Origin of the sequence: Streptomyces sp. NPDC060232, from assembly GCF_042726555.1 — a bacterium.
Classification (GTDB): Bacteria; Actinomycetota; Actinomycetes; order Streptomycetales; family Streptomycetaceae; genus Streptomyces.
On sequence record NZ_JBHXAG010000015.1, the window covers coordinates 82,866 to 96,670 of the forward strand.

The window sequence follows — 13,805 nt, forward strand, 5'->3', positions numbered from 1 at the left end:
GCGCACAGGGTAGGGGGTCGCCGCTCGGGTCCCCCTCGGGCCCTACAGCCAGCCGTGGCGGCGCAGCGCCCGGTGGATGGTGAAGCAGGCACCGAAGATCGTCGCCATCACCATCGGGTAGCCGTACTCCCAGCGGAGCTCGGGCATGTGGTCGAAGTTCATCCCGTACACCCCGCAGATCATCGTCGGCACGGCGATGATGGCCGCCCAGGAAGTGATCTTGCGCATGTCCTCGTTCTGGGCGACCGTCGCCTGCGCGAGGTTGGCCTGCAGGATCGAGTTCAGGAGCTCGTCGAAGCCCACGACCTGCTCGTGCACCCGCGCGAGGTGGTCGGCCACGTCCCGGAAGTACTTCTGGATGTCCGGGTCCACCAGCCGCATCGGCCGCTCGCTCAGCAGCTCCATCGGCCGCAGCAGCGGCGAGACCGCCCGCTTGAACTCCAGCACCTCGCGCTTGAGCTGGTAGATCCGGCCCGCGTCGCCACCGCGCGCGCGGCCCTTGGCGGGGGCCGCGAAGACATCGCTCTCCACCTCGTCGATGTCGTCCTGCATCGCCGCCGCGACCGCGATGTAGCCGTCGACGACGTGGTCGGCGATGGAGTGCAGCACGGACGAGGGCCCTTTGGACAGTAGCTCCGGATCGTCCTGGAGGCGGTGGCGCAGTCCCTTGAGGGAGCCCTGGCCGCCGTGCCGGACGGTGATGACGAAGTCGGGGCCGGTGAAACACATCACCTCGCCCGTCTCCACCACCTCGCTGGTCGCGGTCAGTTCGGCGTGCTCCACGTAGTGGATCGTCTTGAAGACGGTGAAGAGGGTGTCGTCGTAGCGCTCCAGCTTCGGCCGCTGGTGCGCGTGCACGGCGTCCTCCACGGCCAGCGGGTGCAGCCCGAAGGTGGCGGCGATCCCCGCGAACTCGGCCTCCGTCGGCTCGTGCAGGCCGATCCACGCGAAGCCGCCGTCCTCGCGGACCCGGCGGATCGCCTCACGGGGCGTCAGACACACCGGGCCCAGCACCCGGCGGCCGTCGCGGTACACGGCGCAGTCGACCACCGCGCTGCTCGCCGACGGGTCGCGGGTCGTGTCGTAGCCGGGCTGTACAGGGCTGGACTTGCGCAGGGACGGGCGTACGGCCGCGCGCAGGTAGGGCAGCATCGACATGGCAGGCTCCTTCGCACGCACGGCTGCGGACCGTACGGGTGGGAGACCCTCCGACATACGGGGCGGGCAGGCCCGGGCAGGCGGGAGGGAACAGGACGGGAGGACAACGTTCTGCCGTCGCTCTTCTACTGATCAGAAGATCACAGAGGGCGGGAAGCGCCCGCCGGAGAAGTGGAAGAGCGATTGGTACTGCACGATCGACTTCGGTCCACCGCAGCCCCACCTCCTCCGGCCGGTCCCCCGTGGGGGACGTCCTGTCTCCGGGGCCTTGAAACAACGCTTCTGCGTGCGGCCCCGAACAGCTGTCAACACTATCAGCCGACGGATGGTCAAGACCCGCCCTTTACCCGCCTGATACGAGTTCTATGCTCGCTGCATGGCAGAAATTCTGGCCCTCGTGGAGGCCCGGCTGCGCACCGCGTTCGGTGAACCCGACGCCCGCGCCGCCGTCACCTTCCTGGGCACCGACCGCATCGAGGTACTCCGTTTCGCCGAGGGCGACCTCGTGCGGTACGCGACCCTCGGGATGTCCGCGAACCCGATGACCGATCCGACCGCCGTGGTCGCCGACCCCGTACGCGGCCCGCGCGCCGAACTGGTGCTTACCGTACGGGCGGGGCTGGCGGACACCGACAAACTGCTCAGGCCGCTCGCCGTGCTTGCCGCCTCCCCGCAGGTCGAGGGGCTGGTCGTGGCCCCGGGGGCCTCGCTCGACGTGGGCGAGCCGCTGTGGGAGGGGGCCCCGTTCAGCTCCGTCCTCGTGGCGGAACCGGGCGGTCTGGTCGAGGACCTGCAGCTCGACGAGCCCATGGAGCCGGTGCGGTTCCTGCCGCTGCTGCCGATGACGGCGAACGAGGCGGCCTGGAAGCGGGTGCACGGCGCGGCCGCCCTCCAGGAGCGCTGGCTCGCGCGCGGGACGGACCTGAGGGACCCTCTGCGTAGCGCCGTCGCACTGGACTGACAGCCCGGACGGGTGACCGCGCCTTGACTGGCGGCCGGGCGGGGAGGAGCGTGGCTACCTATGAGGGGTGAACCGAGTTGCCCGAAGTGCGGTGGCCGGGTCAGGGCGCCCGGACTCTTCTCCGACTCCTGGCAGTGCGCGGCGCACGGCGCCGTCCACCCCCTGCAGCCCGTCATCCCGCCGAGCGTGGAGGGCCTGGGCGTGGTCGTGCACCGGGCGCGGGTGCCCGTGTGGATGCCGTGGCCGCTGCCGCTGGGATGGCTGTTCACCGGAGTGGCGTCCGCCGGTGACGACCGCAGCGGGGGCCGGGCGACGGTGGTCGCCTGCTCGGGTCCCGGACCGGTGGGCGGCATGGGGGAGCTGCTGCTGATCGCCGAGGAGCTGGGCGTCGGCCTGGGCGCGCGGTACGCGGGGATCGACGGCCTCGACCCCGGCCGGTCCATCGACATGGCCGGGCCGCCCCACACCAAGGTGGTCGCGGCCGGCCGGCCGACACCGCTGTGGCACGTGGGCGGAGGCCCGGACGACCGGGCCGTCTTCGCCGGCGAGGCGCGCGGTCTGTGGCTGTGGGCGATCGTCTGGCCGCAGCAGTCGGGCCTCCTGCTGTACGACGAGCTGGTCCTGACCGACCTGCGCGAGGGGGGCGCCGAGGTCGAACTCCTCCCGTGCGGGGCGCTGAGCCCGCGCATCCTGGGCCCCGCGTAGATCCTTCCGGCGGAAGGGGGCCCTCCGCCCGGTTATCCTGGAGCGTCCCCCCCGTCCGTCCGTACGACCCATGGAGCCCCGCTGTGCGCATCGACCTGCACGCGCACTCCACGGCGTCCGACGGTACGGACACCCCCGCCGAGCTGGTGCGCAATGCCGCCGCTGCCGGGCTGGACGTGGTCGCGCTGACCGACCACGACACCGTCGCCGGGTACGGCGAGGCCCTCGCGGCGCTTCCCGCCGGACTGACGCTGGTGACCGGCGCGGAGCTGTCCTGCCGGCTCGACGGGATCGGCGTGCACATGCTCGCCTACCTCTTCGACCCCGAGGAGCCCGAGCTCGCCCGCGAGCGGGAACTCGTACGGGACGACCGGGTCCCGCGGGCCCGGACCATGGTCGGCAAGCTCCAGGACCTCGGCGTGGACGTCACCTGGGAGCAGGTGGCGCGGATCGCCGGGGACGGCTCGGTCGGGCGGCCGCACATCGCCACCGCTCTCGTCGAGCTGGGCGTCGTGCCCACCGTCTCGGACGCCTTCACGCCGGACTGGCTCGCCGACGGCGGCCGGGCGTACGCCGAGAAGCACGAACTCGACCCCTTCGACGCCGTACGCCTGGTCAAGGCGGCCGGCGGTGTCACCGTCTTCGCGCACCCCGCCGCCGTCAAGCGAGGCCGGTGCGTGCCGGAGTCCGCGATAGCCGCGCTGGCGGCCGCGGGCCTGGACGGCATCGAGGTGGACCACATGGACCACGACGCCGAAACCCGCGCACGGCTGCGCGGACTGGCTGCGGACCTCGGGCTGCTGGCCACCGGCTCCAGCGACTACCACGGCAGCCGCAAGACCTGCCGTCTCGGCGAGTACACGACCGACCCCGAGATCTACGGCGAGATCACGCGCCGCGCGACCGGGGCCTTCCCCGTGCCCGGCGCGGGCGGACGCGAGCGCTGACCGGCCGCGCTGCGGCCCGCTCCACCCGTCCTCACCTCTTCTTCGCGACACCCCTCTCTCCTGCAAGGCATCACTGTGTTCGACTTCGCCGTCTTCGGATCCCTTTTTCTCACCCTTTTTGTGATTATGGACCCCCCGGGAATCACGCCGATCTTCCTCGCGCTGACCTCCGGCCGTCCCGTCAAGGTGCAGCGCCGCATGGCCTGGCAGGCCGTGTGCGTGGCCTTCGGCGTCATCGCGGTCTTCGGCATCTGCGGTCAGCAGATCCTCGACTACCTGCACGTCTCCGTCCCGGCGCTGATGATCGCCGGCGGCCTGCTGCTCCTGCTCATCGCCCTCGACCTGCTCACCGGCAAGACCGACGAGCCCAAGCAGACCAAGGACGTGAACGTCGCCCTGGTCCCGCTGGGCATGCCGCTGCTGGCCGGGCCCGGTGCGATCGTGTCCGTCATCCTGGCCGTGCAGAAGGCGGACGGGGCGGCCGGCCAGGTCTCGGTCTGGGCCGCGATCATCGCCATGCACGCCGTGCTGTGGATCACCATGCGCTACTCGCTGGTGATCATCCGGGTCATCAAGGACGGCGGCGTCGTCCTCGTGACCCGGCTCGCCGGCATGATGCTGTCGGCGATCGCCGTCCAGCAGATCATCAACGGCGTGCTCCAGGTGGTCCAGGGAGCCTGACCGTCCCGCGCCGCTCGCGCCGCCCGCGCCGCCGTATGTGAACGCCCCCGCACCGGTCCCGGTGCGGGGGCGTCGCCGTTTCGCGCGGGAGCGTCAGGAAGACGCGCTCCCGGCCGGTCGGATCAGGATGCGCTGGCCGATCGACGCGGCCTGCTGCACGATCCGGTTGACGGAGGCCGCGTCCACGACGGTGCTGTCCACGGCGGTCCCGTCGACATCGTCCAGGCGCAGAATCTCGAAGCGCACGGGGCTTCTCCCTTCGTCAGTGTTCTCCTTGTACCGGGTCAACGAAGTGTAAGCCGCAATCATTCCCTACGCTAAGGAAATTTTTTCACTGGCTAACTACACGGGGGTGGCGGAGTCCCAGAACGAGGCCAGCGCGGCGGCCGTGGTCGCCGGGTCCTCGGCGTTCGGGGAGTGCTCGGTCCCCGGCACGACCACCCGCCGCGCGCCCAGCCGCTCGGCCATCGCGTCCATCAGCGGGACCGGCCAGGCGTAGTCCACGGCCCCCGACAGCACCAGCTTCGCCGGCCCGACCCGGCTCAGCTCGTCCACCCGGTCACGCTCGCAGATCAGCGCCCGGCCCGTGGCGATCAGCTGCTCGGGCACGGTGGCCAGCCACCGCTCGCGCAGGAAGTCCGTCAGCTCGGGGGAGTCCTGGGCCGCGTCCTCGGGATCGTGGGCCCGCATCGCAGCCCAGATCCCCGCCATGTCGTCGCCCATCGCCTCCAGCGCGGCGACCAGCAGCTTCGTACGCGCCTGCTGCTCCTCGGCGATCGCCGCCGGCCCGCTGCTCAGCAGGGTGAGCGAGACGAAGGGCTCCGGGTCGCGCAGCACGGCGGCCCGCGAGATCAGCCCGCCGAGCGAGTGGCCGACCAGGTGTACGGGACCCGCGCCCAGGGCGCGGACCTGCGCGAGGAGGTCGCGCGCCAGCTCCTCCAGGCCGTACGCCGACTCCTCGCGCGGGCCCGGCGTCTCGTACTGACCGCGCCCGTCGACGGCGACCACCCGGTAGCCGGCGGCGGCCAGCGGCTCCAGCAGGGCGATGAAGTCCTCCTTGCTGCCCGTGAACCCCGGGACCAGCAGGGCGGTACCGCGGACCGGCTCCCCGGCCTCGTGCACGGCGAAGGGACCGCGGTCGGTGGAGAGGCGGTACGCACGGGCGACGGACGGCAGCGTAAGGCGCGGCGGCTTGCTCATGGCCCGAGGTTACCGGCCCGTAGCCCATGGCGCCCCCCGGGTACGCCGACGGCCCCGGCCCCCTCGGAAGGGGGCCGGGGCCGTCGGTGCGGTGCTGTGGTCCTACGCCTCCGGAGCGGCCTGCGCGGCCTTGCGGGTACGGGTCCGCTTCGGCTTGGCCGGGGCGTCCTCGGCCACGGCGGCGGCCTCCACGACCGGCGCGGCCGCGGCCTTGCGGGTGCGGGTCCGCTTCGGCTTGGCCGGGGCCTCCTCCGCCACCACGACGGTCTCGGAGGCCACCGGAGCGGTCTCCGCGACCTTGCGGGTGCGGGTCCGCTTCGGCTTGGCCGGAGCCTCCTCCGCCACGGCCACGGCAGACTCGGCGACCGGGGTCACCGCAGCGGCCGCCGCCTTGCGGGTGCGTCGCGCCCTGACGGGCTCGACGGGCGGAGCCATCTGGAAGTCCGGCTCGGGGGCGCTCTCCACGACCCGGCGCGGGCGTCGCGCCCGGACGGGAGCCGGCTCGACGGGCGGGGCCGTCTGGAAGTCCGGCTCCGGGGCGCTCTCCACGGCCTTGCGGACGCGGGCACGCCGCGGCGTGGCCGGGGCCTCCTCGGCGACCGGGGTCACCGCGGCCGCGGGAGCCGCGACCACGGCGGCCTCGGCCACCGGAGCGTCGGCCACCGCCGCGGGAGCGGACTGCACCGGCACCGCACCCACACGGGTCCGGCGGCGGCGCGGCCTGCGCGGCTCGTCGCCCGCGGCGGGCGCCTGCGGCGCCTCGGCCACCGGGGAGGGGGCCGCCTGGTCGGCGCCGACCTCGGACCCGCCCCGCGTACGGCGGCGCTGCCGCGGCGTACGGGTACGGGCCGGACGCTCCTCGGTCACCGTGGCGGCGGCCTGTGCGGGACGGCCGCCACGGCCACCGCGGCCGCCGGTCTCGCCCAGGTCCTCCAGGTCCTCGGCCTTCAGGCCGGCCCGCGTGCGCTCGGCGCGCGGCAGGATGCCCTTGGTGCCGGCCGGGATGTTCAGCTGCTCGAACAGGTGCGGCGACGTGGAGTACGTCTCGACCGGGTCGTGGAAGTCCAGCTCCAGCGCCTTGTTGATCAGCTGCCAGCGCGGGATGTCGTCCCAGTCGACCAGGGTGACGGCGATGCCCTTGTTGCCCGCGCGGCCGGTGCGGCCCACCCGGTGCAGGAAGGTCTTCTCGTCCTCCGGCGTCTGGTAGTTGATGACGTGGGTCACACCCTCGACGTCGATGCCGCGCGCGGCGACGTCGGTGCACACCAGCACGTCGACCTTGCCGTTGCGGAACGCGCGCAGAGCCTGCTCGCGGGCGCCCTGGCCCAGGTCGCCGTGGACGGCGCCGGACGCGAAGCCGCGGCGCTCCAGCTGCTCGGCGATGTCGGCCGCCGTGCGCTTGGTACGGCAGAAGATCATGGCCAGCCCGCGACCCTCGGCCTGCAGGATGCGGGAGACCAGCTCCGGCTTGTCCATGTTGTGCGCACGGAAGACGTGCTGCGTGATGTTGGCGACGGTCGCGCCCTCGCCGTCCTCGGAGACGGCGCGGATGTGCGTCGGCTGCGTCATGTACCGGCGGGCCAGGCCGATGACCGCGCCCGGCATGGTCGCCGAGAACAGCATCGTCTGACGCTTGGCGGGCAGGTAGGCCATGATCTTCTCGACGTCGGGCAGGAAGCCCAGGTCGAGCATCTCGTCGGCCTCGTCCAGGACGAGCGCGCGGACGCGGGACAGGTCGAGCTTGCGCTGTCCGGCCAGGTCGAGCAGGCGGCCGGGCGTGCCGACGATCACGTCGACGCCCTTGTTGAGGGCCTCGACCTGGGGCTCGTAGGCGCGGCCGCCGTATATGGCCAGGACGCGGACGTTGCGGACCTTGCCGGCGGTGAGCAGGTCGTTGGTGACCTGGGTGCACAGCTCGCGGGTCGGAACCACCACGAGGGCCTGCGGGGCGTCGGTCAGCTGGTCGGGCGTGGCCCGGCCGGCCTCGACGTCCGCGGGGACGACGACCCGCTCCAGCAGGGGAAGGCCAAAACCGAGCGTCTTGCCGGTTCCGGTCTTGGCCTGGCCGATGACGTCCGTGCCGGAAAGGGCGACGGGGAGGGTCATCTCCTGGATCGGGAAGGGGGACACGATGCCGACGGCCTCAAGGGCTTCGGCCGTCTCGGGAAAGATCCCGAGGTCTCGGAACGTAGTCAGGGTGCTGCCTCTTCTGTGAGACGCGGCGCGAGGCGGCGAGGGGGGTCCTACCGTGCTGTGCTTGCAGTACTGCCACGTACGAAGCTGCGCGGGACCACTGGCCTTCGCTCAAGCGCATCTGCCGCTGAGGGGGCCCCTCGTGGGAGGCGGTACGCATGGACGTACGCACCACACCGAGGGCGGTCGGTTGGAGCCGATCGGGCCACCGACCGGGCATCCTCATTCGGATGGCCCGCCGAGTATTCGGCAGGCGCATTACCACTGTACCCCGGAATCGCGCAGGTGTGTCGGGTGAATTCACCGGGGAGGTGGGTTTAGGTGGACAGGCTATGAGCAGACGTGGTGACTTGAGGCGCCATTCGGCGGGCTATTGTGCGGAGCATGCCGACCGTAGAAAACGCCTCGCCCGCCGACGACAGCACCCCCGCCGAAGCCACGGGGATCGCCTCGCAGGACTGGGCGACCGCATCTGCCTCGCCGCAGTACCGGGCCGCCGTCGTGGACCTGCTCGGCGCGCTCGCGTACGGGGAGCTCGCGGCCTTCGAGCGCCTCGCGGAGGACGCGAAGCTCGCGCCCACCCTGGACGACAAGGCCGAGCTCGCCGCGATGGCCTCCGCCGAGTTCCACCACTTCGAGCAGCTCCGGGACCGCCTCGCCAAGATCGAGGTCGAGCCCACCGCCGCCATGCAGCCCTTCGCCCAGGGCGTCGACGACTTCCACCGCCAGACCGCCCCGTCGGACTGGCTGGAGGGCCTGGTCAAGGCGTACGTCGGCGACTCCATCGCCAGTGACTTCTACCGTGAGGTCGCCTCCCACCTGGACACCGACACCCGCGCCCTCGTGGTCGGCGTCCTCGACGACACCGGCCACGGCAACTTCGCCGTCGAGAAGGTGCGCGCCGCGATCGAGGCCGACCCGCGCTGCGGAGGCCGGCTCGCGCTGTGGGCCCGCCGCCTGATGGGCGAGGCCCTCTCGCAGGCCCAGCGTGTGGTCGCCGAGCGCGACGCGCTCTCGACCATGCTGGTCGGCGGCGTCGACGGGATGGCGGCGGGCTTCGACCTCGCGGCCGTCGGCGAGATGTTCACCCGGATCACCAAGGCCCACACCAAGCGGATGGCGGCCCTCGGCCTCGCCGCCTGACCTGACGGTCCGTACGTCGCCGGCCCCGGCGCGCCGTGTGCGCGCCGGGGCCGGCGTACGTGGTCCGGGAAGCCGGCCGCCTCACGGCCCGGCTTCAGGAGTCACCCCCGCGACGGGAGCGAAAACGGAGTCCTGTGGGGACGCCTGCGGGGCCCGTGGGCCGGACGGAGCAGCAGGGACAGCACCACGGCCGAGACCAGCACCGCGCCGACGAAGGCCGCGATCAGGGTGTAGGGCCCCGGGCCCAGCGCGAAGTGGGTGAGATAGGCGCCGAACAGCGCCCCCAGCACCCCGCTGACCAGTACCGTCCTGCGGGAAGGAAGCCGGGGCGCGAGCACTCGGACGGCCGCGGCGGACAGAGCCAGGCCCAACAGCGCGGAGCCGAGCACTTCCATCAGCACCATGGAGTCTCTCCCATACGTCAGGGCAAACCGGGTCACTGCGGTCCTACCCGAAGCGGAAGAAAGGGAAACGACCCGGCGGAATCAACCACCGGGCCGTTTCGGGCAGTTCCCAGAGCTTCTCAGAGCGCTCCGAAACCGACCTTGCGTGCGGTCGGCTCACCCAGGTCGACGTACGACAGGCGGTCGGACGGCACCAGGACCTTGCGGCCCTTGCTGTCGGTGAGGCTCAGCAGCGGCTCGTTGCCGGACAGCGCGGCGCTGACGATGCTCTCCAGCTCTTCGGCGCTCAGGTCGCTCTCCAGCACGATCTCCCGGGGTGCGTGCTGCACGCCGATCTTGACCTCCACGGCTTTGTCCCTCCGACGATCCGGTTCGCGCGATCAGCCGCGCCGTACGCGGTCCACATTAGCCCGGAGAGGGGATGCGGACCGCGCAGAGCGGACACGCTGGCAGCGAACACCGCGAGGGGCCGCGAGGGCCGCGCAGGCGGCCGTCGGTCAGGATTCCGCGCCGTGCAGCGGGAAACCGGCGATGCCGCGCCAGGCGAGCGAGGTCAGCAGGCCGACCGCCGTGTCACGGGCGACCGGGCTCTCGCTGGAGAGCCAGTAGCGGGCCACGACCTGGGAGACCCCGCCCAGACCCACGGCCAGCAGCATCGACTCGTCCTTGGACAGGCCGGTGTCCTCGGCGATGACGTCGGAGATGGCCTCCGCGCACTGGAGCGAGACGCGGTCCACGCGCTCGCGCACCGCGGGCTCGTTCGTCAGGTCGGACTCGAAGACCAGCCGGAAGGCGCCGCCCTCGTCCTCCACGTACGCGAAGTAGGCGTCCATCGTGGCGGCCACGCGCAGCTTGTTGTCCGTCGTCGAAGCCAGCGCGGTGCGCACGGCCAGCAGCAGCGCCTCGCAGTGCTGGTCCAGCAGGGCCAGGTACAGGTCGAGCTTGCCGGGGAAGTGCTGGTAGAGCACCGGCTTGCTCACCCCGGCACGCTCGGCGATGTCGTCCATCGCGGCCGCGTGGTAACCCTGGGCGACGAAGACCTCCTGGGCCGCGCCCAGCAGCTGGTTGCGCCGGGCTCGGCGCGGCAGTCGCGTGCCCCGCGGACGCGCTGCCTCGGTCTGCTCGATGGCTGTCACGCCGCCTCCCACTTTCTCTCAGAACACAGGCGCTCTGCGCCGCGCCGCCATCGTACTTTTCGGTAACCGAATCTGGGGGGTCCGAGCCGAGTTTTCTCGCGGTACGGACGGCCCGGAGGCGCTGGTCAGCGGTCGGTCGACGATCGGGTCAGCGGTAGTCGTCCTCGTCCAGCCGCACCACCCGCGCCTGCTCGGCGGCGTCGCCGTCCGCGGCCTGGCCGGCCGGCCGGCCGTTGTCGGGGTCGTCGTCGCCCGGTTGGAGGTCGGCCTGCTGTTCGGCCACATCCGCCTCGGGCGCCTCGGGATCGAGGGATTCCGGATGCCGCTCCCGGAAGGTGTCCGGCTCTGCAGGGTCGACAGTCATCGCCGCTCCCCTCGCTTCCTTGTGTCACTTACGAGCCTAGGAGGATCAGGGAGGCACCGCTATGCGGATACGAGGATCCGCGATGAGACTGTGACCGCGAACACAACAAGTGGAACGTGATCCTCTCGTAACATTGCCCGCATGTCTTCGACCGAGCTGCCGGGCGTGCGGTCCACCGCCGAACTGTCCTCCCCCGCGGGAGCGGTCCGGGTGGCCGACGGAGAGCAGCTGCGCACCGCCGCGCTTCCCGGACTGGATCTGGCCGTCCGGGCGCGCCCGCCCCGGCGCGCCGACCTGCCGCCCGCGCTCTTCGTGCACGGGCTGGGCGGTTCCTCGCAGAACTGGTCGGCGCTCATGGAGCACTTGGCGGACACCGTCGACGGCGAGGCCGTGGACCTGCCCGGCTTCGGCTGGTCCCCACCACCCGCCGACCGCGACTACTCCGTCACCGCGTTCGCCCGGGCCGTCATCCGCCACCTGGACGCCGCCGGTCGCGGACCCGTCCACCTCTTCGGGAACTCCCTCGGCGGCGCCGTCTCCACCCGGGTCGCGGCCGTGCGCCCCGACCTCGTGCGCACCCTGACACTCGTCTCGCCGGCCCTTCCCGAGCTGCGCGTGCAGCGGTCGGCCGTACCGACCGCGCTCCTGGCGCTGCCCGGGGTGGCCGCCCTCTTCAGCCGGATGACCCAGGGCCTCACCGCCGAGCAGCGCACCCGGGGAGTGACGGACCTCTGCTACGGAGACCCCTCCCGGGTGACTCCCGAGGGGTTCCGCAACGCCGTGGAGGAGATGGAGCGCCGGATGGCCCTCCCTTACTTCTGGGACGCGATGACCCGCACGTCACGCGGCATCGTCGACGCCTACACCCTCGGCGGCCAGCACGGGCTGTGGCGCCAGGCGCAGCGGGTGCTCGCCCCGTCCCTGCTCGTCTACGGTGGCCGGGACCGGCTGGTCTCGTACCGTAAGGCGCACAAGGCCGCCGCGGCCTTCCGAGGTTCGCGGCTGCTGTGCCTGCCCGAGGCCGGGCACGTGGCGATGATGGAGTACCCCGAGGTGGTGGCCGCCGCCTTCACGGAGCTGCTGCGCGACACCGGCGCGGGGGCTGCGGATCGGGACACCGAAGACGGCAGGGGCTGAGGGGTCGTGGGACGACACAGTCGAAAATCCGGGGCGCCCGCTCCGGAGTCAGCTCCGGCGCAGGCGCCCGCCGCCGCGCGCCCGCAGGTGCAGCCGGATCCCGCCGGGTGCGGGGATCCGTACGCGTACGACGCCTTCGGGAACGAGGTCTTCGAAAGCGACGCGTTCGGCAACGGCGACCCGTTCGCCGGGTGGCCCGAATCGACCGTCACCCACCAGGGGTACGCGCAGGACCTGCCCACCGCCGACACGCGTGCCGGCGGCCACCCCCAGCAGTACGAACCCGGCGGCGCCTGGGGCGCCCGGCCCGACTCAGACTTCGACTCCGGCTCCGTGTACGGGGACTGGCGCGGGGTGCCGCGCCCGCGCACCGAGGCCCCTGCGGCCGGGGTGGCGGCTCACGCCGCGCTCCTGGACACCGGGACCCCGGCCTTCGCCGCGCCCGCCGGGGGCTTCCCGCAGGTGACGGTCGACGAGGCCGCGCCCGGCCCCCTCACCTCCACCGGCTCGCACCGCCGGGTGCCCGGCCCGCGGATGCCGGCCGACCCCGTCGTGGAGCCGCCCGAGTCCGAGGCCGAGCCCGAGTCCGGCTCCGGTCGCGGCCGCAAGGTCCGTACGTACACCGGCATGGCCGCCGCCGCGGTCACCACCGTCCTCGCGGTGGTCGTCGCGGGCCAGGCGTACCTCGACGGCGACGCCGACGAGGCCAGGGCCGGCGCGCCCGCCGCCACGGGGAAGGACCGCAGCGACACCGCCGCCTCCCGCTCCGACGGCCGCCCCACCCCGAACGGCGGAGTGGCCGCGCCCGTGGCGACGCCGTCCGCCCCGGCGCCCGCGCCCGAGCTGACGTACGAGCAGCAGATGGCGGCGCAGCTGCCCCTCGACCCGAAGCTCGCCGGGCCGGGGACCTTCGACACCGTGCCCGGCGTGGCCAAGGGCCCCGGCAAGGGCAAGGTCGTGCGCTACCGGGTCGACGTCGAGCAGGGCCTGGGCCTGGACCCGCAGCTCTTCGCCGAGGCCGTCCACCGCACCCTCAACGACGACCGCAGCTGGGCCCACGGCGGCGCGAAGTCCTTCGAACGGGTACCGGGCGACGAGGCCGACTTCGTGATCACCCTCGCCAGCCCCGGCACCACCGGCGTCTGGTGCGCCAAGTCCGGCCTCGACACCGTCGTCGGCAACGTGTCCTGCGACTCGGCGAAGACCGAGCGGGTGATGATCAACGCCTTCCGGTGGGCCCAGGGCTCCGACACCTACGGCCCGGACCAGATGCTCACCTACCGCCAGATGCTCATCAACCACGAGGTCGGCCACCGGCTCGGCCACGGCCACGTCAACTGCCGCACCCCGGGCGCGCTCGCCCCGGTCATGCAGCAGCAGACCAAGTCCCTCACCATCGACGGCATCCAGTGCAAGCCCAACCCTTGGGCGTTCCCCTAGGGTCTGTATTGAGTTGCCGCCTCGCCCGGTGGGCGGGCCGGGGCGTGCCCCGAGATCCGGGCCGTCCGCGCCCACGGGCAGGCGCCGTCGGCATCCGTCGCGCACGACCTGTCGGTGGTCCGCCAGCGCCCGCCCCGGGCCGCGCCGCCGCATGCCGCACCTCGCGTCAAGAAGCCCTCGCCACCGCCTGGTTCGGCCTTCTCCCAGGCCGTACTTCTAGCGTGCTCGAACGCGAACCGTACGGGAAAGTTACGACTCTTCACCCCTTCCGGTGGCGCGACGGACAACCGTCCGTCGCACCTTCGGCATATCCGCTTGAGTTCTCCCGCGGCGGGT

15 protein-coding genes are annotated in these 13,805 nt (G+C 72.6%); 7 read left to right on the top strand and 8 right to left on the bottom strand.

Annotated elements, in window-relative coordinates:
- Positions 1–42: 42 nt before the first annotated feature.
- Entirely contained in the window at positions 43–1,158 is a 1,116-nt protein-coding gene (locus ACFWFZ_RS22195) for a magnesium and cobalt transport protein CorA (RefSeq protein ID WP_387124520.1), read from the bottom strand.
- A gap of 376 nt (positions 1,159–1,534) precedes the next feature.
- Here ACFWFZ_RS22195 and ACFWFZ_RS22200 point away from each other — a divergent pair, with 376 nt between their 5' ends.
- From ACFWFZ_RS22200 to ACFWFZ_RS22215, 4 genes are all read left to right on the top strand, one after another.
- Positions 1,535–2,119, top strand: a complete 585-nt coding sequence (locus ACFWFZ_RS22200; protein WP_387124521.1) for a suppressor of fused domain protein — start codon at positions 1,535–1,537, stop codon at positions 2,117–2,119.
- A gap of 60 nt (positions 2,120–2,179) precedes the next feature.
- Positions 2,180–2,824, top strand: coding sequence for a DUF6758 family protein (locus ACFWFZ_RS22205; protein ID WP_387124522.1), 645 nt, complete (start codon positions 2,180–2,182; stop codon positions 2,822–2,824).
- A gap of 83 nt (positions 2,825–2,907) precedes the next feature.
- Positions 2,908–3,771: a PHP domain-containing protein gene (locus tag ACFWFZ_RS22210; protein WP_387124523.1), complete on the top strand. Its 864-nt coding sequence runs from the start codon at positions 2,908–2,910 to the stop codon at positions 3,769–3,771.
- Positions 3,772–3,846: 75 nt separating this feature from the next.
- Positions 3,847–4,452: a MarC family protein gene (locus ACFWFZ_RS22215; protein ID WP_387124524.1), complete on the top strand. Its 606-nt coding sequence runs from the start codon at positions 3,847–3,849 to the stop codon at positions 4,450–4,452.
- A gap of 93 nt (positions 4,453–4,545) precedes the next feature.
- Here ACFWFZ_RS22215 and ACFWFZ_RS22220 read toward each other — a convergent pair whose 3' ends face one another.
- From ACFWFZ_RS22220 to ACFWFZ_RS22230, 3 genes are all read right to left on the bottom strand, one after another.
- Positions 4,546–4,698 carry a hypothetical protein gene (locus ACFWFZ_RS22220; protein WP_199819290.1) on the bottom strand — a complete coding sequence of 51 codons (153 nt, stop codon included), beginning with the start codon at positions 4,696–4,698 and terminating at the stop codon, positions 4,546–4,548.
- 96 nt (positions 4,699–4,794) lie between these two features.
- Positions 4,795–5,652, bottom strand: a complete 858-nt coding sequence (locus ACFWFZ_RS22225; protein WP_387124525.1) for an alpha/beta fold hydrolase — start codon at positions 5,650–5,652, stop codon at positions 4,795–4,797.
- 102 nt (positions 5,653–5,754) lie between these two features.
- Positions 5,755–7,782, bottom strand: coding sequence for a DEAD/DEAH box helicase (locus ACFWFZ_RS22230; RefSeq protein ID WP_387124526.1), 2,028 nt, complete (start codon positions 7,780–7,782; stop codon positions 5,755–5,757).
- A gap of 447 nt (positions 7,783–8,229) precedes the next feature.
- On the opposite strand from ACFWFZ_RS22230, the gene ACFWFZ_RS22235 reads away from it, so the two are divergent.
- Complete coding sequence (locus ACFWFZ_RS22235; protein ID WP_387124527.1) at positions 8,230–8,988, top strand: ferritin-like fold-containing protein; 759 nt, start codon at positions 8,230–8,232, stop codon at positions 8,986–8,988.
- Positions 8,989–9,089: 101 nt separating this feature from the next.
- Here ACFWFZ_RS22235 and ACFWFZ_RS22240 read toward each other — a convergent pair whose 3' ends face one another.
- The 4 genes from ACFWFZ_RS22240 to ACFWFZ_RS22255 form a co-directional block, all read right to left on the bottom strand.
- Positions 9,090–9,392, bottom strand: coding sequence for a hypothetical protein (locus ACFWFZ_RS22240; RefSeq protein WP_387124528.1), 303 nt, complete (start codon positions 9,390–9,392; stop codon positions 9,090–9,092).
- A gap of 119 nt (positions 9,393–9,511) precedes the next feature.
- Positions 9,512–9,739, bottom strand: coding sequence for a DUF3107 domain-containing protein (locus ACFWFZ_RS22245; RefSeq protein ID WP_030029459.1), 228 nt, complete (start codon positions 9,737–9,739; stop codon positions 9,512–9,514).
- Between the two features lie 150 nt (positions 9,740–9,889).
- Positions 9,890–10,528 (bottom strand): TetR/AcrR family transcriptional regulator, encoded by a 639-nt coding sequence (locus ACFWFZ_RS22250; protein ID WP_030029460.1) that lies wholly within the window; start codon positions 10,526–10,528, stop codon positions 9,890–9,892.
- Positions 10,529–10,676: 148 nt separating this feature from the next.
- A complete protein-coding gene (locus ACFWFZ_RS22255; RefSeq protein ID WP_387124530.1) occupies positions 10,677–10,892 on the bottom strand; it encodes a hypothetical protein in 216 nt (71 codons plus the stop codon).
- Between the two features lie 141 nt (positions 10,893–11,033).
- Between ACFWFZ_RS22255 and ACFWFZ_RS22260 the strand changes: the two genes are divergently transcribed.
- Positions 11,034–12,029 (top strand): alpha/beta fold hydrolase, encoded by a 996-nt coding sequence (locus ACFWFZ_RS22260; protein WP_387124531.1) that lies wholly within the window; start codon positions 11,034–11,036, stop codon positions 12,027–12,029.
- Between the two features lie 87 nt (positions 12,030–12,116).
- A complete protein-coding gene (locus tag ACFWFZ_RS22265) occupies positions 12,117–13,469 on the top strand; it encodes a DUF3152 domain-containing protein (protein WP_387124533.1) in 1,353 nt (450 codons plus the stop codon).
- Positions 13,470–13,805: the final 336 nt, after the last annotated feature.

Bases quoted from the DNA above. Each gene is read 5' to 3' on its own strand.
- ACFWFZ_RS22195 (WP_387124520.1), bottom strand. From the start codon at position 1,158: ATGTCGATGCTGCCCTACCTGCGCGCGGCCGTACGCCCGTCCCTGCGC.
- ACFWFZ_RS22200 (WP_387124521.1), top strand. From the start codon at position 1,535: ATGGCAGAAATTCTGGCCCTCGTGGAGGCCCGGCTGCGCACCGCGTTC.
- ACFWFZ_RS22205 (WP_387124522.1), top strand. From the start codon at position 2,180: ATGAGGGGTGAACCGAGTTGCCCGAAGTGCGGTGGCCGGGTCAGGGCG.
- ACFWFZ_RS22225 (WP_387124525.1), bottom strand. From the start codon at position 5,652: ATGAGCAAGCCGCCGCGCCTTACGCTGCCGTCCGTCGCCCGTGCGTAC.
- ACFWFZ_RS22235 (WP_387124527.1), top strand. From the start codon at position 8,230: ATGCCGACCGTAGAAAACGCCTCGCCCGCCGACGACAGCACCCCCGCC.
- ACFWFZ_RS22240 (WP_387124528.1), bottom strand. From the start codon at position 9,392: ATGGTGCTGATGGAAGTGCTCGGCTCCGCGCTGTTGGGCCTGGCTCTG.
- ACFWFZ_RS22255 (WP_387124530.1), bottom strand. From the start codon at position 10,892: ATGACTGTCGACCCTGCAGAGCCGGACACCTTCCGGGAGCGGCATCCG.
- ACFWFZ_RS22260 (WP_387124531.1), top strand. From the start codon at position 11,034: ATGTCTTCGACCGAGCTGCCGGGCGTGCGGTCCACCGCCGAACTGTCC.